The 19,850-nt window shown below is 59.3% G+C and carries 18 protein-coding genes and 1 pseudogene; 5 read left to right on the top strand and 14 right to left on the bottom strand.

Annotated elements, in window-relative coordinates:
• Window positions 1–50: 50 nt before the first annotated feature.
• The 3 genes from QA648_RS30110 to QA648_RS30100 all read right to left on the bottom strand — a co-directional run bounded on the left by QA648_RS30110 (window position 51) and on the right by QA648_RS30100 (window position 2,541).
• Window positions 51–1,685: an arylsulfatase gene (locus QA648_RS30110; RefSeq protein ID WP_283052578.1), complete on the bottom strand. Its 1,635-nt coding sequence runs from the start codon at window positions 1,683–1,685 to the stop codon at window positions 51–53.
• A gap of 187 nt (window positions 1,686–1,872) precedes the next feature.
• The gene (locus QA648_RS30105; protein WP_283052576.1) at window positions 1,873–2,004 is read right to left on the bottom strand and encodes a hypothetical protein; all 132 of its coding nucleotides are present in this window, start codon (window positions 2,002–2,004) and stop codon (window positions 1,873–1,875) included.
• Between the two features lie 27 nt (window positions 2,005–2,031).
• Entirely contained in the window at window positions 2,032–2,541 is a 510-nt protein-coding gene (locus tag QA648_RS30100) for an SRPBCC domain-containing protein (protein ID WP_283054311.1), read from the bottom strand.
• 116 nt (window positions 2,542–2,657) lie between these two features.
• Between QA648_RS30100 and QA648_RS30095 the strand changes: the two genes are divergently transcribed.
• Window positions 2,658–3,557, top strand: a complete 900-nt coding sequence (locus QA648_RS30095; RefSeq protein WP_283052574.1) for a LysR family transcriptional regulator — start codon at window positions 2,658–2,660, stop codon at window positions 3,555–3,557.
• Between the two features lie 19 nt (window positions 3,558–3,576).
• Here QA648_RS30095 and QA648_RS30090 read toward each other — a convergent pair.
• From QA648_RS30090 to QA648_RS30065, 6 genes and pseudogenes are all read right to left on the bottom strand, one after another.
• A pseudogene (locus QA648_RS30090) lies at window positions 3,577–5,227 on the bottom strand (GMC family oxidoreductase).
• 30 nt (window positions 5,228–5,257) lie between these two features.
• Window positions 5,258–6,340, bottom strand: coding sequence for an ATP-binding cassette domain-containing protein (locus tag QA648_RS30085; RefSeq protein ID WP_283052573.1), 1,083 nt, complete (start codon window positions 6,338–6,340; stop codon window positions 5,258–5,260).
• 4 nt (window positions 6,341–6,344) lie between these two features.
• Complete coding sequence (locus QA648_RS30080) at window positions 6,345–7,229, bottom strand: carbohydrate ABC transporter permease (protein WP_283052572.1); 885 nt, start codon at window positions 7,227–7,229, stop codon at window positions 6,345–6,347.
• The gene (locus QA648_RS30075; RefSeq protein ID WP_283052571.1) at window positions 7,229–8,116 is read right to left on the bottom strand and encodes a sugar ABC transporter permease; all 888 of its coding nucleotides are present in this window, start codon (window positions 8,114–8,116) and stop codon (window positions 7,229–7,231) included. Before QA648_RS30075 ends, QA648_RS30080 begins: the two co-directional genes overlap by 1 nt.
• Window positions 8,117–8,198: 82 nt before the next feature.
• Window positions 8,199–9,434, bottom strand: a complete 1,236-nt coding sequence (locus tag QA648_RS30070) for an ABC transporter substrate-binding protein (RefSeq protein WP_283052569.1) — start codon at window positions 9,432–9,434, stop codon at window positions 8,199–8,201.
• 59 nt (window positions 9,435–9,493) lie between these two features.
• On the bottom strand, window positions 9,494–10,447 hold the full coding sequence (locus QA648_RS30065) for a sugar phosphate isomerase/epimerase (RefSeq protein WP_104827618.1): 954 nt from the start codon (window positions 10,445–10,447) through the stop codon (window positions 9,494–9,496).
• A gap of 219 nt (window positions 10,448–10,666) precedes the next feature.
• Between QA648_RS30065 and QA648_RS30060 the strand changes: the two genes are divergently transcribed.
• Window positions 10,667–11,749 carry a LacI family DNA-binding transcriptional regulator gene (locus tag QA648_RS30060; RefSeq protein WP_104827617.1) on the top strand — a complete coding sequence of 361 codons (1,083 nt, stop codon included), beginning with the start codon at window positions 10,667–10,669 and terminating at the stop codon, window positions 11,747–11,749.
• A gap of 79 nt (window positions 11,750–11,828) precedes the next feature.
• Here QA648_RS30060 and QA648_RS30055 read toward each other — a convergent pair whose 3' ends face one another.
• The 5 genes from QA648_RS30055 to QA648_RS30035 form a co-directional block, all read right to left on the bottom strand.
• Window positions 11,829–12,572 carry an aspartate/glutamate racemase family protein gene (locus QA648_RS30055; RefSeq protein ID WP_104827616.1) on the bottom strand — a complete coding sequence of 248 codons (744 nt, stop codon included), beginning with the start codon at window positions 12,570–12,572 and terminating at the stop codon, window positions 11,829–11,831.
• Between the two features lie 4 nt (window positions 12,573–12,576).
• Window positions 12,577–13,398, bottom strand: coding sequence for an ABC transporter permease (locus QA648_RS30050; protein ID WP_104827615.1), 822 nt, complete (start codon window positions 13,396–13,398; stop codon window positions 12,577–12,579).
• Window position 13,399: 1 nt separating this feature from the next.
• A complete protein-coding gene (locus QA648_RS30045; RefSeq protein ID WP_104827614.1) occupies window positions 13,400–14,311 on the bottom strand; it encodes an ABC transporter permease in 912 nt (303 codons plus the stop codon).
• Window positions 14,312–14,380: 69 nt separating this feature from the next.
• Complete coding sequence (locus QA648_RS30040; protein WP_283052567.1) at window positions 14,381–15,679, bottom strand: PotD/PotF family extracellular solute-binding protein; 1,299 nt, start codon at window positions 15,677–15,679, stop codon at window positions 14,381–14,383.
• 29 nt (window positions 15,680–15,708) lie between these two features.
• Window positions 15,709–16,797: an ABC transporter ATP-binding protein gene (locus QA648_RS30035; RefSeq protein ID WP_104827612.1), complete on the bottom strand. Its 1,089-nt coding sequence runs from the start codon at window positions 16,795–16,797 to the stop codon at window positions 15,709–15,711.
• A gap of 263 nt (window positions 16,798–17,060) precedes the next feature.
• Between QA648_RS30035 and QA648_RS30030 the strand changes: the two genes are divergently transcribed.
• The 3 genes from QA648_RS30030 (at window position 17,061) to sfnG (ending at window position 19,782) form a co-directional block, all read left to right on the top strand.
• On the top strand, window positions 17,061–17,774 hold the full coding sequence (locus QA648_RS30030; RefSeq protein WP_104827611.1) for a GntR family transcriptional regulator: 714 nt from the start codon (window positions 17,061–17,063) through the stop codon (window positions 17,772–17,774).
• A gap of 290 nt (window positions 17,775–18,064) precedes the next feature.
• On the top strand, window positions 18,065–18,640 hold the full coding sequence (msuE, locus tag QA648_RS30025; protein ID WP_104827610.1) for an FMN reductase: 576 nt from the start codon (window positions 18,065–18,067) through the stop codon (window positions 18,638–18,640).
• A gap of 32 nt (window positions 18,641–18,672) precedes the next feature.
• Window positions 18,673–19,782, top strand: coding sequence for a dimethylsulfone monooxygenase SfnG (gene sfnG / locus QA648_RS30020; RefSeq protein ID WP_260304414.1), 1,110 nt, complete (start codon window positions 18,673–18,675; stop codon window positions 19,780–19,782).
• Window positions 19,783–19,850: the final 68 nt, after the last annotated feature.

Below are 19,850 nucleotides of genomic sequence, written 5' to 3'. Positions count from 1 at the left end.
TGGAAGCGGGCGAGGCCTTCAGGCCACGCCCGTCGATGGGGTTCGCCGAACTACTTGGCTGTCGCCGGACTTTGTTCCAGCGATTTCATCAGTGCGTCGATCATCTGGTCCACGCTGAAGCTGGCCGGCCGCTGGCTGGGCGGATACTCGCGGAAAGTTTGCAGGAATGGAGCCACCCGCCAGACGCCATACTGCACGAGATAGGCATTCTTGGCGTACCAGTCATAATACTGGTCGGAAACGATATCCGCCCGCTCATAAGGGTCCATTCGAAGATTGAAGGTTTTCGGAGCGCGAAGGCATGTGAACGGATTGGCCCAAACCTGAAAACCGCCCGGCTGACGCTGTTCGCAGAAGACGAGCTTCCAGTCGCCGAAGCGATAGGCGACAAGCTGGCCGTCGTCATCGAAGTAGAAGAATTCGGTACGGGCCGATTTCGGCTGTTGCCCTGTCAGATATGGAAGCTGATTATAGCCGTCGAGATGGACCTTGAACTGGTTGCCGCTAATCGCCGTTCCCTTGAGAAGGCGGTCCTTGATGTCGGGGTCGCCGGCAGCCGCGAGCAACGTCGGGAACCAGTCAAGTCCGGATACCATCTCATTGGATGTTTCACCCGCCTTTACATGGCCGGGCCAACGGATGATCGCGGGTACCCGGAAAGCGCCTTCCCAGTTTGTATCCTTTTCACTTCGGAACGGCGTCGTTGCGGCATCCGGCCATGACCATTGGTTCGGGCCGTTGTCGGTCGTGTATAGCACGATCGTATTGTCGGCGATGTTGAGATCGTCCAGTGCTTTCAGCAGTTTGCCGACGTCGCCGTCGTGCTCGATCATACCGTCGGCATAGTCGTTGCCGGGCATGCCGCTTTGGCCCTGCATGGATTGCCGGACGTGGGTGAAAGCATGCATTCGGGTCGTGTTCATCCAGGTGAAGAAGGGCTTACCCTCCTTTGCCTTCCTTTGCATGAAATCGATGGCGGCGGCCGTCGTTTCGTCATCGACCGTCTCCATGCGTTTCCGGTTCAAAGCGCCAGTGTCTTCGATCTTGCCGTCCGATGACGCCTTGAGAACGCCGCGCGGAGAGTTCGTGCGGACGAATTCCTGGTCATCTTTCGGATAGTAGGGCCGTTCCGGCTCCTCCTCGGCATTGAGATGGTAAAGATTGCCATAGAACTCGTCGAACCCGTGGTTGGTCGGCAGGAATTCGTCCCGATCGCCGAGATGGTTCTTGCCGAACTGGCCCGTTGCATAGCCGAGCGGCTTCAGGGCTTGCGCGATCGTGATGTCGCGGGGCTGGAGGCCGACCGTTGCGCCCGGGATACCAACCTTGCAAAGGCCGGTGCGCAGGCAGACCTGACCGGTGATGAAGGTCGAGCGCCCTGCCGTGCAACTGTTTTCGGCGTAGTAGTCCGTAAACATCGTCCCTTCCTTGGCAAGGCGGTCGATGTTCGGCGTCCGGTAGCCCATGACGCCAAAGGAATAGGCGCTGATGTTCGTCTGGCCGATATCGTCGCCGAAGATGACGAGAATGTTCGGCTTCGAGCCGGCATTGTCTGTTGCCGGCGTTGTTGCAGACGGTGCAGCCTGCTGTGCATGGACCGGGAATGACGCAAGCGAAATTGCGCCGAGCGTCATAGCGAGAGCCGCGGTGGCACCGAGGAGGCGTCGAGAGAAGGCCGTGTTCATCACGTCCTCCTCGCCATGTCGTGGTCGTTCAACATTACGGTCTCCTTTGGTCGGGCAGTGTCTGGCGCTGCCGAAACTGGATGTCGTATTCGACCACGCCACACTTCTCCCGATAAGGTTCCCGTGGAAGTACGTTACGGTAAACGCGGACGTTGCGGACGTAACAGAAGACGTAAATCGGGATGGGCTACTGGGTCAGCGGCTGCGATTTTGGATTGGTCTTGAGCGCATCGTCGACGTCGGCCGCCTGTTGCTCGGCCGCCGTCAGCGACGACGATGAATCGATCCGCGCCATCGAGCGGGAGGTGGATCTTGGCATTCGCTTCTTATAGGCGCTATCTTGCCACTATCTCGTGGCCGTGCGAGCGGCAGCGATCAAACCATCCAGCCAGTCTTGGTGGCCGTTGATCATGGGGTTGGGCTTGGTCTTTGCCAGATCTTCGGCAGGCTTGCCCTTTTGTGTCTCCTGGGTGAGAACGCGAACCCGCCCGCCCGCCAGTTCCTCGATCAGCCACGCGTGATGGACGTCGAGACGGGTCTCGCCTTCACCAGCCCAGCCATGCCAGGCGACACGACCCGGCTTTCCTTTCGTTGGAGGCACGTATTCGACGACCTCAGCTTCGACGGGAAATCCAAAGGTCTCAAAATAAAAGCGCACGCCTTCTTCCAGTTCCGGCCCTTTGCCGTCGTAGAAGCGGACATTCGCGGAATTGGGATAGTAGCTTGGCCAGAGCGTGGCTTGACTGAGCTGTGGCCAGACATCAGCAACCTGAAGATCGGCGGCGATGACCTCGTTGGAGGAGAAGTTTTCAGTGAAGCCTGGAAGGTAGCCTTCCGGCCATTGAATTGCATTCATCATTCGGAAATTCCTCATACTGCAGCCTGCTGGAGGTCGTGCTCGTTTCGTATTGCTCCGTAATGCCAAATATGCAGACATAAGGGAAATTGGCATTCATGATGATGGATATAAGAATGCGAGATAACAGATCCCTGGACCTCAATCTCCTCAAGGCGCTTGACGCCCTATTGGACGAACGCAGTGTTACTCGCGCCGCCGAACGGCTCGGCCTTACTCAGCCTGCGGTCAGCGGTATGCTCACGAGAATGCGAGTGAGCTTCGATGATCCGCTCTTTGTCCGAACCCAGCGCGGGGTTGTGCCGACGCTGAGAGCGATGGAACTCGCTGGGCCGGTTAAACAAGTCCTGGGCGACGTAGAAGCATTGCTTCAGCCGCCGACATTCGATCCTGCTACGGCGGAGTTCACAATGTCTATCGCGGCGACAGACTACGCGCTGCATGCTGTTGTCCTCCCTTTCCTGCCGAAGCTAAGGGCAGTCTCCTCAGGTGTACGCGTGGCCGTGCGGCCCTTGGAGCACGATAGGGCACAGATGCAGTTCGAGCGTGGCGATCTCGATCTGGCGCTCGTGACGCCGGAAACTGCGCCGCCGGACCTGCATGCGCGCCATCTCTTCGACGAGACCTACGTGTGCGCCATGCGCGAGGGACATCCAGACGCTTGTGGGCCGATCGATCTCGACCGGTTTTGCGCACTGGACCACGCGCTCGTATCTTATTCCGGCGAGCGCTTCTGGGGCGTCACCGACGACGCTTTGGCTTCCCTTGGCCGCCGACGGCGGGTCGCGCTTTCCGTAACTAGCTTCCTTATCCTTGCCGAAATCTTACGCAGTACAGACCTGATCGCCGTTGTTCCTCGACGTCTTGTTGAAGGCGTCGAGGGAATTTTGGTGAAGGAGTCGCCAGTCAGCATTCCTGGATTTTCGAAGATCGCGGTTTGGCACGAACGAACGCATAGCGATCTGCGCCATCGGTGGATCCGCTCGATGATATTCGAGACGCTTGCGGTCACCTGACCGATCTGACGTGCGGGGCTCACGTATGATTTGCTGAGTGTCGGCTGACAAGATTCCGGCAGGCGCGGACCGTCAACGCCATGACGGTAAGTGTCGTGCCCGCGATGCCACTGCCGGGAAAGGCACTGGCGTCGGTGACGATGACATTGGGAACATCCCAAAGCTGGTTGTAAGGGTTCAGCACCGAACTCCCCCGGTCGCTCCCCATCCGCGCTCCGCCGGTTTCATGGATTGCTGCTCCCATGCACATAGTCTTGCGGAACCATTTTCGGAACATGAAGCGGCTGAACGGATCGGCGTCGGGGAAGGCGCCGCGTCCCATTTCCATGAGGCCGGTGGGGGAGCCGATGAACTCGAGATCGCCGCCGACGCTTCGCACCATGTCGATGAGCACCTCTTCCTGCTGGCGGAGAAGCGCGTGCTCTTCTTGGCCCATGAGGCAGCGGATATGGGGAACGGGGATCCCCCAGGCATCTTTGCGTCGCGCGTTGAGGGTAATGCGATTGTCCGCGTAGGGCAGCATGCGACCAAAGCCAAAGAATGCCAGCCGCGACGGCTTGTCATCGGGCGTCGGCGTCCGGCCGATGCTGCCCTGGTAGTCGAAATCGCCGCGACCGGCATCGCCGGTTCCAAAGCGCGGCACGAAGATGCCGCCCGAGGGATTGTAGAAAGGATCGGTCGGGGCGGAATCGTCGGTCGCCCATCCTTTTGCCTTGCCGAAGGAGCCGAAGGCAAGGCATGGCAACTGATCCATGAAATAACGCCCGAGCGCGCCAGAGCTGTTGCCCAGTCCCTCTGGGTGCCTGGCGGATGCCGAATTCAAAAGCAGCCGCACGCTTTCGATCGGCGAAGCCGACAGCACCACGAGGGCAGCATGCACGGTCTCGACCTTGCCGGTGACGCGATCGATGAACTCGGCACCGGTTGCCCGGGTGCCTCGCTCGTCCGTCGCGATGCGGCGGACGATCGCATCGTGGCGGATGGTCAGCCGCCCGGTCGCGAGCGCCTCCCTCAAGGGTTTCGGCGTACGCTCTGCGTCCGGCGCGATATAGCGCCAGGACACGACATGCCGCTGCGGCCAGCGACCTTCCACTTCGCTCTTGAAGATTTGTTCGGCCGGTGTGAGTTTTGCCGGGCGCGCATAGATGCCGTCCGGCAGCGTCTCTACACCATCGGGATTGCCGTAGAGCCCAAGGCCGGCTTCAATCTCCTCGTAGTAAGGCACGAGATCGTCATAGCTGACCGGCCAGTCCACGCCTTTACCTGTTCGCGACTGGATCTTGAAGTCGTCATCCGTCCAGCGCAGCAGCACGCGACCGAAACTGTGCAGGCGACCGCCGCCCTGCCTGCCGCGGATCCAGAGGAACGGCGCATCCTTTGGCGTGGTGTAAGGGTTCTTTCGGTCATTGACGAAGAAATGGCTGAAACGCTCGGTGAAGAAGGCGGCGCGCCTGGATGGGCTGACCCTTTATCGTCGCGCGTGCGCGCTCCCATATGTTGATGCTGCTGGCCGGCAGTTTCTTGCGAGTCGGATCAAAATCCTTCTGGCTTACTGCGGGACCAGCTTCGAGCAAAAGCACTGAAAGCCCCTGAGCGGTCAATTCTTTGGCGGCGAAGGAGCCGGCGGCGCCGGAACCGATCACCAGCGCGTCGTAGACAGTCTGAGACATGGGTAGCTTCCGTATGAGGTGAAAGTGGCTTTAGAGGCGGGCGCCATCGGCGTCGAAGAGGGAGGCTTTGGCGATATCGAGCCCTGGGTTGATCGTCGTGCCCGGCTGAAGTGCGGCATCCCCCATGATGCGGTAGGAGAGACTTTGTCCCGCCCAGTCGAACCACAGCACGGTGTCTGCTCCCATTGGCTCGACGACCGAGACGATGCCGGAAATAGCGGGCCAACCGCTTGCAGCGCCGTCCGGCGCGATGTGTTCCGGCCGGATGCCGAGCGTAGCAGGACCTGACTTGACGGGTGCCAAAAATGGATAGCCGCTCAGGCCGATGGTGAGGCCGTTGCTTTCAAAGACCGGGGTCTGGGTCTTGATGGCGATCTCGCCCTTGATGAAGTTCATCGCCGGTGCGCCGATGAAACCGGCAACGAAAAGGTTTGCGGGGCGATGGTAGATCTCGGATGGGCTGGCAAGCTGCTGGATTACACCGTCCTTCATGATGGCGATGCGGTCGGCCAGGGTCAGCGCTTCGACCTGGTCATGCGTCACATAGATCATCGTGTTGCCCAGGCTCTGATGCAGCTTTTTGATCTCGACGCGCAATTCGTTGCGTAGCTTGGCATCGAGATTGGAAAGCGGCTCATCGAATAGGAAGACGTTGACCTCGCGCACCAGGGCGCGGCCGATTGCGACGCGCTGGCGCTGGCCGCCAGACAGTTCCGAAGGGCGGCGATCGAGCAGTGTGTCGAGATGGAGAAGCGAAGCGGTTCGGGCAATGCGCGCCTCGATCTCGGCGTTGGGAAGGCCCGCCACGCGCAAGCCGAAGGACAGGTTCTTGCGCACCGACATGCGCGGGTAGAGGGCATAGGATTGGAACACCATGCCGATGCCGCGGTCCTTCGGTTCGGCCCAGGTGACGTTCTTGTCCGATATCCAGATTTCGCCATCGCTGATGTCCTGAAGACCCGCGATGGAGTTGAGCAGCGTCGACTTTCCGCAGCCGGACGGACCCAGAAGCACAAGAAACTCGCGCGGAGCAATGTCGATGGAGAGCTTCTCGATGACAGTATGGTCGCCATAGGCAATCTTGAGGTCTTTTACGGATACGGCAGGCTGCATGGCGTTATCCCTTGACGGCGCCGGCGGCGACACCACGCAGGAACCAGCGGCCGGAGAAGAAATAGATGGCGAGTGGAACGACGGCGGTCAGGATGGTGGCCGCCATATTCACGTTGTAGGCGCGCTCGCCCATTGTGGTGTTGACGATGTTGTTGAGCTGCACGGTCATCGGCAGATTGTCCCGCCCGGCAAAGACCAGGCCGATCAGGAAGTCGTTCCAGATGCCGGTGAACTGGAAGATGGAGGCGACGACGACCATCGGTACCGACATGGGCAGCATGATCTCGACGAAGATCCGCCAGAAACCGGCGCCGTCGACGCGGGCGGCCTTGCAGAGCTCTTCGGGGATGGCGACGAAATAATTGCGAAATAGCAACGTCACCAAGGGCAGACCGAAAATGACATGAACCAGGACGACGCCTGCCACCGAGTTATAAAGGCTCAGATTGGCAAGCAGGCGCACCAGCGGATAAAGAAAGATCTGATAGGGGATGAGGCCGCCGGCCATCAGAAGTCCGAAGAGCAGGCCCGATCCCCTCGGTCGCCAGAAGGACAGGGCATAACCGTTGATCGCACCGATGAAGACGGAAATCGCCACGGCCGGTACGGTGATCTTCACCGAATTCCAGAATCCGATGCGCACGCCAAGGCATTGCGTGCCCATGCAGGCTCCAGACCACGCTGTCTTCCATGCATCGAAAGTGACCGCGCTGGGCCAGGCGAAGATACGGCCCTGACGGATTTCCTCCATCGTTTTCAAGGAGGTGACGAGCATCGTGTAGAGCGGCAACAGGAAAAACAGCGCCGAAAGGATCAGGAAGGCATAGAGCCCGATCTGGCCGGCTGTCAGTCGCGAAGGTTTCGGGCCGCGGGCGTGAAGGGCTGCCATCAACGCGCTCCCCTTCTTCTGGCGCGCATGGCAAGCGCATAGCGAAACGGTGCAACGGCGATGATGACGGAGAGCACCAGGACCGTGGCTCCCGCGCTCGCCAGTCCGAGGTTCTGGCGTTCGAACAGATTGTCCATAATGAATTTTGCAGGCACTTCCGTCGAATAGCCGGGTCCGCCGCCGGTCTGCGCCACGATCAGATCATAGGTCTTGATCACGCCCATGGAGAGCAGCATGCCCGATGCCGCAAGCGCCGGCCCAAGCTGCGGCAGGATGATGGAGAGATAGATGCGCCAGATCGGTATTCCGTCGATCTGGGCCGCTTTCCATTGCTCTTCGCCGATGCCGCGCATGCCGGAGAGCGCGATGACCATGACAAGGCCAGCCCCCTGCCAGACACCGGCGAAGACGACGGTATAGATCGCCATGTCACGATTGACGATCCAGTCGAAGACGAAGCCTTGCCAGCCAAACGCCCGGACGGTGGCCTGAATGCCGAGGGTCGGGTTCAGCATCCACTGCCAGATGAGGCCCGTGACCACGAAGGACATGGCATAGGGATAGAGGAATATGGTGCGGAACATGCTTTCGAAGCGGACCTTGCGGTCAAGGGCGGCTGCCAGCACGAAGCCGAGGGCGAGGCAGCCTGCGACATAGAGCGCGCCGAAGATCAGCACATTTTCCAATGAGGCGAGCCAGCGCGAATTCTTAAACAGCCTGGTATATTGGGCAAAGCCGACATAGTTGGACGACGGGAAGATCGTCGAATCCGTGAAGGACAGCCGCACCGACCAGACCATGGTGCCGATATAGACGAAAATCGCGGCGATCCATGTCGGCAGGAGCGCACAGGTCGCAGCAAGGGAACGTCTGCGCTTGGCTTGCATCGGCAAACTCTCTCAACAAATTCTCTCAAAAGGAATAGGCAGAGCCGACCGGCGTCCCTGCCGGTCGGCGCCTGACGAGGCCCTATTCGAAGATCGCGAAGAATTTCTCGGCGCCGGAGGCGCTATCTTCCGAAGGGTTGGTCCAGAACTCGTCCACAAAGTCGTTGAGTGCGCCGGCTTGCTGCGGGGAGAGGATCAGAGCCTGGTCCGGCACGATCTTGCCCGCGCTCATCAATTCCAGTCCTTTCTGCGCGCATATATCGAGCTTCGACTTATCGACGTCGGTGCGCATCGGCACGGAACCCTTCTTGAGCGAGAATTCGACCTGGATGGCAGGATCCATGGCGACCTCCGCGAGCAGTGTCTGGCCCTTCTGTGAAGCCGCATCGGCGATCTTCGGGAATGAGAAGGAATCGGCGACATAGACCATCCCCGGCGATTGCGGGGCGAGCATGCAGCCATAGTCCTTGCCGAGCGCCTTGCCGGCGGCAACAAATTCGCCCTTGGCCCAATCGCCCATGAACTGCACGCCGGCCTTTCCGGTGATGACCATGGCGGTAGCGTCGTTCCAGTTGCGCCCTGCGGCACCTTCATCGACATAGGCACGCAGCTTGCCGAGAATATCGAGCGTCTTTTTCACGCCTTCTGTCGATGCCTCGCCCTTGTCCTTGTCGACATAGATCTTCAGGAAGCCGTCGATGCCGACCTGTGTCAGCAGGATCATGTTGAAGACCTTGGATTCCTGCCAGGATTGGCCGCCCCAGGCGACCGGCTGTACGCCGGCGGCCTTGAGCTTGTCGAGAGCCGCGAAGAATTCGTCCCAGCTCTTGGGCTCTTCGCTCACGCCGGCCTTGGCGAAGGTCTCCTTGGAATAAAATACCCAGCTTTCGCCATGGGCGCCGGTGGGCGCAAGATAGACCTGGCCGTTGTATGAAATGAGGTCGGCGATCGATTTCGGCAGGACATCCGCCCATTTTCCGGCTTTCGCGATGCCATCGATGGGGCTCAGAAGGCCCTGACTGACGAAGTCCGCATTGGCGAGACCGAGCACGGTCTGCTTGGCGGCCGGCGGATCGCCAGCGACCAAGCGGTTCTGAAACGCTGCATCGGCCGCGCCGAAACCGGCAATGGACGAATCCTTCCAGATCCCGCCGCGTTTTTCAAACTCCTGTTTAATGACGTCCAGAGCTGCCGCTTCTCCGCCGGAGGTCCAGGAGGTCATCACCTCGGCTTTCGGCTTGTCTTCGGCACGGGCCGAGGAAATGGCTGCCGAGAGCACGGCGGCTCCCACCAGTAGGAGCTTCATTGTATTTTTCATCGTTCCACCTCTTCAAGAAAGCCCTCTTGGCGGGGCTTTTGGTTTTCGGGTCATGAAAATCAGCGATAGGTCGGCAAAAGCGCCTGCCGCACGAGCTTGAGCCCATTTGCGATGTCGGCGACCGGATCCGGTGCGGCATCGAGCTCGAGAATGGCCCAGCCCTCATAGCCGCGGTCTCGCAACAGCCTGATCCAGCCCGGCCAATCGACGCGGCCGAGTCCGAAGCCGCAGAAATAGGGGTGATGGCGATCATGGATGTGCTCGTCGATCGGGGTATCGGCCGGCATAGGTCCGAGTGCATCCTTCCAGTGGGCGATGATCATGCGCTCGTGATGACGCTCGACGACCTGCAGCGGGTCCGAGCCGGCGACGATGATATGGGCTGTGTCCGGGCACATATGCACGTAAGCCGGGTCTGTCAGCAGCATCAGCAGATCGACATCGCGGGAAGCAGCGAAGATCGAGTGCGCCTCGGTGTGAAGGGCCAGCCGCACGCCCTTCGCATAAAGAACTGCGCCAAGGCGATTGAGGAAATCGGCAATCTTGCGCGCCTGCTCGAAATCGAAGAACCGCACCGGCTGGGCGCCGAGCGTCTGACGCAGCGGCGCGCCGATGACCATGATATCGCTGCCGCAGGCTTTGAGGAATTCAGCGTATTTCTCCGCCTTTTCGATGATGGCAGCCTGTGCGTTCGCCTCCGTAAAATCGCCCGCCGCTTCCAGCTCTGCGAAAAAGCCGCTCGCCAGTGTCAGTCCGCGCCTGGAAAGCTCGGCGGCGAAAGCCTCCACCGAGCCGTAGGTCTTCGTCGCGTCCTGCCAGTTGAACGGCGAAAAGGTCAACTCCACGCCGCTAACGCCGGAAGCCTGCACGGCATCAAGGATCTTGTCCCAAAAAACGCGGGGTTCGCTTCGGGAGAGTGCAATGATGCTGTCATAGTCCTTCACGCCCCAGAAACCGGGGTGGAAAAAGGTGACGAGATCGACGCCAAAGCGAAGCCGTTCGGTTGAGGTCATGACGCTATCCGTTCTCCGGGCATGGGGGATCGGTTGTGGAGTTGAGGTCCACAACGAATAATCCATAATGATTTCAATGCGCTGTCATTGGCAATCGTTTGCCATGCCCAGATAGTAGACAAGTCGTTTTTTTATGCAAGCGGTTTTTGGCAATCGTTTGCTATATGGCTGCGATTACCGTAGCATCCGGCGCAGCAGGCATCGGGAAGGAAGAAAAAATTGAAAAAAAACAAAGATATGCCGGTGGAGGAGCAATCAGGGCCTTTAATGGCGGATGTCGCGCGGCTGGCTGGAGTGGCAATTTCCACGGTCAGCCGCGCACTTGCCAATCCCGGGCGCGTCAACGAGAAGACTCGCGTCAAGATCGATGCGGCCGCCAAGCAACTGGGCTACACGCCGAATGCTATGGCCCGCGGCCTCAGGGTCGGCAAATCCAGCACCATCATGATCATCCTTCCCGGATCACTCTATTACGGTGTTTCCCAAGTCATTCCCCAAGTTCTGCAAAGCATCAACAAGGCCTTGCTGCAGAATGGCTACAATCTGATGATCGCCAATCTGGGCCGCGATGCGGAATCGGAAAGGCATATTCTCAACCTGGCCTTCGGCGGCACCATTCGCGGCGCCATCATCCTGTCGTCGAAACTGCCTGAGGTCGATGGACGCTCCTTAGCCAATGCGGGCTTGCCGATCGTCTCCATGTTGCTCGACATGAGCGACGCCGGGGTGCCGAGTGTCGTGACGAATGATCGTGAGGCGGTACGGGACGTGACAACCGAGCTGATCAGACTGGGCCATAAACGGTTTCTCTATATCGCCGGTCCGGAGGGCAATTATCACGACGTTGAACGTTATGGCGGCGTGATCGAAGCCTTGCGCGATGCCGAGCTTTCTGAGGAGGCGGTGTCGCGATCCGGCGGTAACCTCGACTACCAGGAAGGCTTCAAGATCGGCATTCAGGCGGCGGCCGACTTCGCGCGGCTGACGGACAAGCCGACAGCGGTGATTGCGACAAGCGATGACATGGCGATTTCTTTCATCAGTCGCATACAGCACACGGGGTTGCGAATTCCCGAGGATCTGTCGGTGGTTTCTTTCGATGGCGCACCGGTATGCGAGTTTTGCTTTCCGCCGCTCTCGACGATCGAACAGCCATTCGAGGAGATGGGACAGGTTGCCGTGGCGCGCCTGCTTGATGCCATCGGACAGGAAAAGAAGGAGCGGGACAGGCGTGTTGTCATCCGCAGCAGGCTGATCCCGCGCGAGAGTATGGCTCCGCCAAAGAGCTGCATCGGAAAATAACGCATTGCGCTTTGTTGGTGAGAAACTGCCGCTCTACTTTACTGATTGAGCGAGCAGGGCATGATCTTCGTGCCGGCCTTCAGACAGCTAGTTTCCTTGGCGCGAAATCGCTCATCGCGCCGCTAAAGGGCTTCGGCAGCGGCGAGGCATAGGAGCCGCGTTTGCTGGTGGAGAGGCCGAGCGACACCAGTGCTTCCGCCTGTTTCACCGCCGCCGCGACGCCGTCGATCACCGGGACGCCGTAGATCGCCTGCAACTCGTGCGCAAGATCAGTCATGCCGGCGCAGCCGAGCACGATCGCCTCCGCCCCGTCTTCTTCCAGCGCTCGTTCGATTTCCGCTCGCAACTTGCCGATCGCCCCGGATGCGGCATGTTCGAGTTCCAGCACGGCGATATCGGAAGCACGCACCTTCGCCCGACCGCCCATGCCGTAGCGTTGAACGAGATTGTCGATCAGGACACGTGAACGCTCCAGCGTTGTCACGACCGTGAAGCGCTGGGCGAGAAAGCCAGCGGTCGCGACGGCGGACTCGCAAAGCCCCAGAACGGGGACATCGCAAAACGACCGGGCGGCCTCGAGGCCGGTATCATCGAAACAGGCGATGATTGCCGCATCATAGCCTATCGTCAGTCGTTCCTTGAGTTCGCTCAACAGGCCGGGAACGGCGAGCGCGCCGTCATAATATCCCTCGATAGAAGCTGGTCCCATCCGTGACGTGGCGGCAATGATGTCCGTTCCAGACGCAGCGACGGCGCGGGCGGCAATCGCAGCCTTTTCGGTCATCGACGCGCTGGTATTCGGATTGATGAGCAATAAACGCATGATCTCAGCTTTTCTTGGCCTGCCGGCGGCCGAGCATGGCCATGATGCCGAGCGCCACGAGAATGATGGTGAAGGAAAAGAGGGTGGTCACAGTTCCCAACGCATAAAGCACGGGCGTGGTGACGTTGGTGGTCATGCCGTAGATTTCGAGCGGCAGCGTGTTGTAGGTGCCGGATGTCATCAGGCTGCGCGCGAACTCGTCATAGGACAGCGTAAAGCCGAATAGGCCGACGCCGATCAGGCTCGGGGTGATCATCGGCAGCACGACATGGCGGAAGGTCTGCCATGAGGTCGCCCCGAGATCGCGCGCAGCCTCCTCGTAAGCCGGTGAAAAGCGGTTGAAGACGGCGAACATGATCAGCACGCCGAAGGGCAGCGTCCAGGTCAGATGCGCGCCGAAGCCCGAGGAATACCAGGCCGGAGCAAGACCGCCCTGCTGGAAAACGACGCCGATGCCGAGCGAGATGATGATCGACGGAACCACCAGGCTGGCGACCGTCGCGTAGAACAGCAATGATGATCCACGAAAGCGGCGGCGGAAGGCCAGGCCTGCCAGCAGCGACACGACGACGGTGACGATCATCACCATCAGCCCGAGCATGAGGGATCGGCGGAACGAGGCGCCGAAATCGCCGACCGCCTGCTTCTCGAACAGATTCGCAAACCAATGCAGAGAGACACCGTTCAGCGGAAAGGTCAGGCCGCCATCCGGTCCCTGGAAGGAAAGGATAAGGATCGCCGAGAGGGGGCCATAGAGAAACAGCACGAAGACAAGGAAAAAGATCGCCAGGACATAGAATTCCAGGCTGCGCTTTTCGCGGTTCATCTCAAAGCTCCTTGCGGATATCGACGACGCGCAGGATGGCGGAGACCATCAGCAGGACGAGGACCAGCAGTACGACGGCATTCGCTGCCGCGGCTGGGTATTGCAGAAGCGACATCTGGTTTTTCATCATCAGCGCGATAGAGGCGCTCTGGCCGCCGGACATGACCTGCACGGTCGAAAAATCGGCCATGACCAACGTTACGACGAAGATCGTGCCGATCGCCATGCCGGGCTTGGCAAGGGGGATCACCACGTTCCAGAGGATTTGCCAGCCGCTGGCGCCGGCATCGCGCGCCGCTTCGAACAGCGAGCGGTCGATGCGCATCAGCGTGTTGAAGATCGGCGTCACCATGAACAGCGTATAGAGATGCACCATGGCGAGCACGACGGCGAAATCGGAATAGAGCAGCCATTCGATCGGCTTCGGTATGAGGCCCATCTGGATCAGGGTCGAATTAACGAGGCCATTGCGTCCGAGCACCGGGATCCAGGAGATCATGCGAATGATGTTCGATGTCATGAAAGGCACTGTGCAGACGAGGAAAAGCACCATCTGCGTCGATGTGCGGCGGATGTGGAAGGCGAGGAAATAGGCAACCCAGAAGCCGATCACCAGCGTCAATACCCAGACGATGGCGGTGAATTTCAGCGTATTGAGATAGGTCTTCCAGGTGACCCAAGAACCGAGCGTATCGGTGTAATTCGTGGTCAGGAAGGCGGGATAGAGACCGGCGAAATCATAGTCCCAGAAGCTGACGACACCGATCATCGCGATCGGCAGCAGGAAGAAGAAACCCAGGATCAGAAAGAGCGGCGCTGCCTGCAGATAGGAGACGAGCCATAGCGGCACGCCGAAATGGCCACCTGCTTTCCGTGGTGCCTGATCTGTTTCTGAGGAGGCGATCGTCGCCATGTCCCGGTCTCTCCGTTAGCGGCTTCCTCCCCCCGCTTGCGGGGAGAGGATTTGATTTGGGGGTGGTGCTTAGGCGGCGATAAACTCGTTCCAGCGGCGGACCATGTAGCGGTCTTCGTCCATCACCGAGTTCCAGCAGGCGACCGCGCCCATGCGGGCTTCGAACGAGCCGCCGTCGCGAACGGCGCCGGCCTTCTCCATGACCTTGCCTTCCGGAGACAGGATATCGCCCTGCGCCGGCTTGCCTTCGATCCAGTAGCCCCATTCGTCGGCCGACATGAATTGCTTGGCCGTTTCCATGCAGGCCGAGTAGTAGCCCTGGCGATTGAGGTAGCCGCCGACCCAGCCGGAGGTGTACCAGTTGATGTATTCGTAAGCGGCGTCGAGCTGCGCGCCTTTCAGATGCGAGGCGAGGCCAAGGCCGCCGCCCCAGGCGCGATAGCCTTCCTTGAGCGGCTGGAAGGTGCAGGCGATCCCCTTGGAGCGCACAGCAGCAACGGCCGGCGACCACATCGACTGGATGACGACTTCGCCCGACGCCATCAGGTTGACGCTTTCGTCGAATGACTTCCAGAAGGCGCGGAACTGGCCGTCACCCTTGGTCTTGATCAGGAAGTCGATCGTCTTGTCGATCTCCGCCTTCGTCATGTTGCCCTTGTCGGCATATTTGATCTTGCCGGCGGCTTCCATGATCATCGCGGCATCCATGATACCGATCGACGGGATATTGAGGATCGCGGTCTTGCCCTTGAAAGTGGGATCGAGAATGTCGGCCCAGCTTGTGATCGGACGACCGGTCAGGTCCGGACGGATGCCGAGCGTGTCGGCGTTGTAGATGGTCGGAACCATCGTCATCCACTGCGTCGGCTCCTTGGCGAATTTCTTGGAGCCTTGCGCTTCGACGAAGCCGACCGTGTGTGGCGCCGTGCCCTGGGCGATGACGCTGTCCGACTTCAGCTTGCCGTTGATGAACAGCGGCACGATCTTGTCGTAATATTTGAGCTTCTTGACGTCCATCGGCTGCAGAACGCCGGTTGGGAAGACCTTCTTGGCGATCCAGTATTCGATGTCGGCAATGTCATAGCTGTCAGGTTGGGTGACGGCGCGCTGGGCGGCGGCGTCGGAGTCGGTTGCCGTCATTTCCAGTGTGATGCCGAGATCGGCCTTGCACTTTTCGGCAATGGCATTGATGTTCGAAACGCCGGTGCCGAACTGGCGAAGCGTGATGTTCGATTGCGCCCAGATGGTCGGAAAGCCGGTGATGAGGCCGGAGCCGGCGATCGCGCCGGCGGCGGCAGCGCCGGTCTTCAAAAGCGAGCGGCGGGAAATTCCTTTGGCCGCCTTAGTGGTCTTCGTTTCAGTCGTCATGTCAGTTCCCCTGTTGTGATGCTTGGAATTCATGCGGAAACCCGGCCAAGGAGGACGACGTCCTCCGGAGCCCAGCTCAGAGACACCGCATCGCCGACCGATACGGGTTTGGCGAAGTAATCGCCGTCGCTCGCGATGACCGTGAAGTCGTCGCTGCCCGCGCCGTTGACGGTGATTTTCACCGACGCGCCGCGATATTCGATGTTGGAGACGATGCCGTTGAAGCCGAGGGTTTTTTCGGAAGCCACTTGCAGGCGCACGCGGTCTGTGCGGATGCCGATATCGATGGCCTCGCCCACGTCCCTACCGGTTCCTGACACAGAAAAACTCTGCCCCTCGGGCACTGTCATCGTCAGCACGCCGTTTTCGCTGGATGCCACCCGGCCGGAAAGCACGTTATGGTCTCCCATGAAGCGGGCGACGAAGGCTGTCGCAGGACGCTCGAAGACTTGACGGGGCGTGGCCGCCTGCTCGATCCGGCCATCGTTCATGATGACGATGATATCGGCGAGCGCCATGGCCTCCTCCTGGCTGTGCGTCACATGCACGAAGGTAATCCCGAGCGTCTTCTGCAGCTTCTTTAACTCGGCGCGCATGCGGATCTTCAGGAACGGATCGAGCGCCGAGAGCGGCTCATCGAGCAGCAGGGCTTCCGGATCGGTAATCAGCGCGCGGGCGAGGGCCACGCGTTGCTGCTGCCCGCCGGAAAGCTGCGCCGGACGCCGTGTGGCATAGGCCTCCATCTGCATCAGCTTCAGCATCTCAAGCGCCTTGGCCCGACGCTCGTCCTTGTCCACGCCCTTCATCTTCAGGCTGAAGGCGACATTGTCGATGAGATCGAGATGCGGAAAGAGCGCATAGGACTGGAACATCATGGCCGTGCCGCGCTTGGCTGGCGGGAAGTCGGTGACGACGGTGTTTCCGAGGCGGATATCGCCCGACGAAATGCTTTCGTGCCCGGCGATCATGCGAAGGGTCGACGTCTTGCCGCAGCCCGATGGACCGAGAAAACAGCAATAAGAACCGGCAGGAATCTTCAGACTGATGGCATGCACGGCTGTCGTGCTGCCATAGATCTTCGAAACGGATACTATATCGATCTCTGCCGCTTTCGACATCATGCCTTCCTCTGTTTAAAAGAGACAATGCACGAGCCATGCCAATTTCGGTGCATTGCAGCAAACTATTGATAACAATCGAAGTTTTTGGAATTCTTAGATTGAATGGATATCATCGGTAATTCGACGAGTGCACATCAAATAGGCTTTCGTACACAAAATAATCACATGATTGTATACAATTTGGCGTCGTAACTGCACTCAAATCTATTGGATTTTTGCGACGAACCTGGGTATGTTCAGGGAAAATCAGGTCGTATTTCATGAAGCCAACTGCGGGCGCCCTCCAAGCCGCCGACGATTCAGCCGAAACAAGCACGCAGCAGATCCGCGACGCCATTCGCGACGCGATCGTTGAAAGACGCCTTGCTCCTGGCGCGAAGCTTTCCGAGGCAGATGTCGGCAATCTCTTCAATGTCAGCCGCACGCTGGCGCGTGCCGCCTTGCAGGCGCTTTCCTATGAAGGGCTTGTCAGTGTCGAGAAAAATCGCGGCGCTTTTGTCGCCTATCCGTCCCCGGAGGAGGCACGGCAGATCTTCGCCGCACGCCGGCTCGTCGAGCCAGGCATCCTGCTTGAGGCGGCAGCCAGGATATCGCCGGCGGACATCCAGCATCTGCGGCAGCTTCTATTGCTGGAAGGCAGGCTGGTCGAAGAGCACGGATCGGCCGCCCGCCGCGCGGAGATCAAGGCCTCAGGCGATTTTCATCTGGCAATCGCGGTGATATCAGGCAACGCCATCATGCAGCGCTTCATGGAGGAACTCGTCGCTCGCTCCTCGCTGGTGATCGCGCTCTACGGCCAGTCGACAGCCTCGAGCTGCGGCCATCATGAACACGGCGAAATCGTCGATGCCCTTGAGCAGAAGGATTCGGACAGGGCCTGCCGCCTTATGCTGCAGCACATCGCCCATATCGAGACCGATCTCGACATGCGTGAACGCAAGGGCTTCAATCTGAAAGAAGCATTCGACATCTGAGGGCCGTGGCGTTCAGATCGCGAGCAGGCGCTTGAGAGGTTGCCGGACCTCTTAAGACGATTGCGCTTCCAATTCCATATGTCATTCAGTTCCCTGGTCGCGCTCTGGCCTCAATTCTTCAGCACATCCGCTATCCCTGATGCTTTGGGTTTGAGAAAATTCTTCCGATAAGCCGCCACTGAAAATAGGAATTCAATCCACTTTGCTTCGAAGATTAGAACATCTTCGCCTATCAAAAATCTACTAAATATATAGGGTAAATTATCTAATTAACCGGACAGATCATCATCATGAACATCCTCGCGCTGAGTGGCAATGTCAAAAGACCATCCAGGACGGCGTCCTTGGTGAACGTCGCCGCCAATCGGCTGCGGCAGCGCGTTGGTGGCGATGTGCAGTCCATCGAGCTTGTCGACGCGGCCCCCGTGCTCTTTCGGGCGCTTAGAGCGGATCAACTCGATACCGAAGGCAAGGCGATCATCGCCGCGGTGGAAGGCGCCGATATCATAATTGTTGGATCGCCCGTCTATCGCGCGTCCTACAGCGGCGCGCTGAAGCATCTCTTTGATCTCGTCGATTATCGAGCACTCGCGGGCAAACGGGTCATTCTCGCCGCAACCGGCGGGACACTGTTGCATGGCCTGATGCTTGAGCACCAATTGCGGCCGCTCTTCGGTTTCTTCAATGCGCTGACCGTCCCGACCGCAATCTATGCGCTTGAGGCCGACTTCGCCGATCACGAACTCACGAATCCCGCCGTCCTCGAGCGCATCGATCGAGCCGTCGAAGAGGTCGCGACAATCACGCCAGCGCTCGACATCGGAGCGATCGCCGCCCCGGGAAAACACAGCGGATTGGCAGCCTAGCCCATAGAACGAAATTCAAGAGGGAGCTTTACATGACTTTTTCCAATGCCGCGAACGATCCGGTCAAATTTGCCTATTGGGTGCCGAATGTTTCGGGAGGCCTGGTGATTTCGAATATCGAACAGCGTACGAGTTGGACGATCGAATACAACAGGAAGCTTGCGCAGATCGCCGAAGCGAGCGGTTTCGAATATGCCTTGAGCCAGATCCGTTTCACGGCAGGTTATGGAGCGGAGTTTCAGCATGAGTCCGTCTCGTTTAGTCACGCCCTGCTTGAATCGACCACGACATTGAAGGTGATCGCGGCGATCCTGCCCGGTCCTTGGAATCCGGCCCTTGCCGCCAAGCAGATTGCGACCATCAATCACCTGACCAACGGGCGCGTCGCGGTCAATATCGTGAGCGGCTGGTTCCGCGGCGAATTCGCCGCCATTGGCGAGCATTGGCTCGATCATGACGAGCGCTATCGTCGCTCGGAGGAGTTCATCCGTGCACTTCGCGGCATCTGGACCGAGGACAATTTCACCTTCCGCGGCGATTTCTATCGCTTCAACAATTATTCGCTGAAGCCGAAGCCGATCGACCCGCAGCCGGAGATTTTCCAGGGCGGCTCCTCCCGTGCCGCTCGCGACATGGCGGCCCGGGTGTCTGACTGGTATTTCACCAACGGCAATACGCCGGCCGAGATCCGCAAGCAGGTTGACGACATCCAATCGAAGGCCAAGGAGAATGGCCATTCCGTGCGGATCGGGGTGAACGCCTTCGCAATCGTGCGCGAAACGGAGGAAGAAGCCAAGGCAGTGCTTGCCGAGATCATCGAGAAGGCCAATCCCGAGGCGGTCAATGCTTTCGGGCATGAAGTTAAGAACGCCGGCAAGGCGTCGCCGGAAGGCGAAGGAAACTGGGCGAAATCCTCTTTCGAAGACCTCGTTCAATATAATGATGGCTTCCGCTCGAACCTCATCGGCACGCCACGGCAGGTTGCCGAGCGGGTTGTGGCGCTGAAGCAGGCGGGTGCGGATCTGATCCTGCTGGGCTTCCTGCATTTCCAGGAGGAGGTCGAGTATTTCGGCAAGCATGTGATCCCGCTGGTTCGTGAGCTCGAAGAGGCTGCTAGTACCCAGCCAGTGGCGGCCGAATAGGCTCGCTGCAGCAAAATACCTCGTAAGTGAAACATGATGGGTGCGTGGGCCGATTGGTCCACGCCAAC

Origin of the sequence: Rhizobium sp. CB3171 (assembly GCF_029714265.1) — a bacterium.
Taxonomy (GTDB): Bacteria; Pseudomonadota; Alphaproteobacteria; order Rhizobiales; family Rhizobiaceae; genus Rhizobium.
Note: the sequence above shows the minus strand (reverse complement) of the source record. Positions and strands in the feature narration are given on the sequence as shown.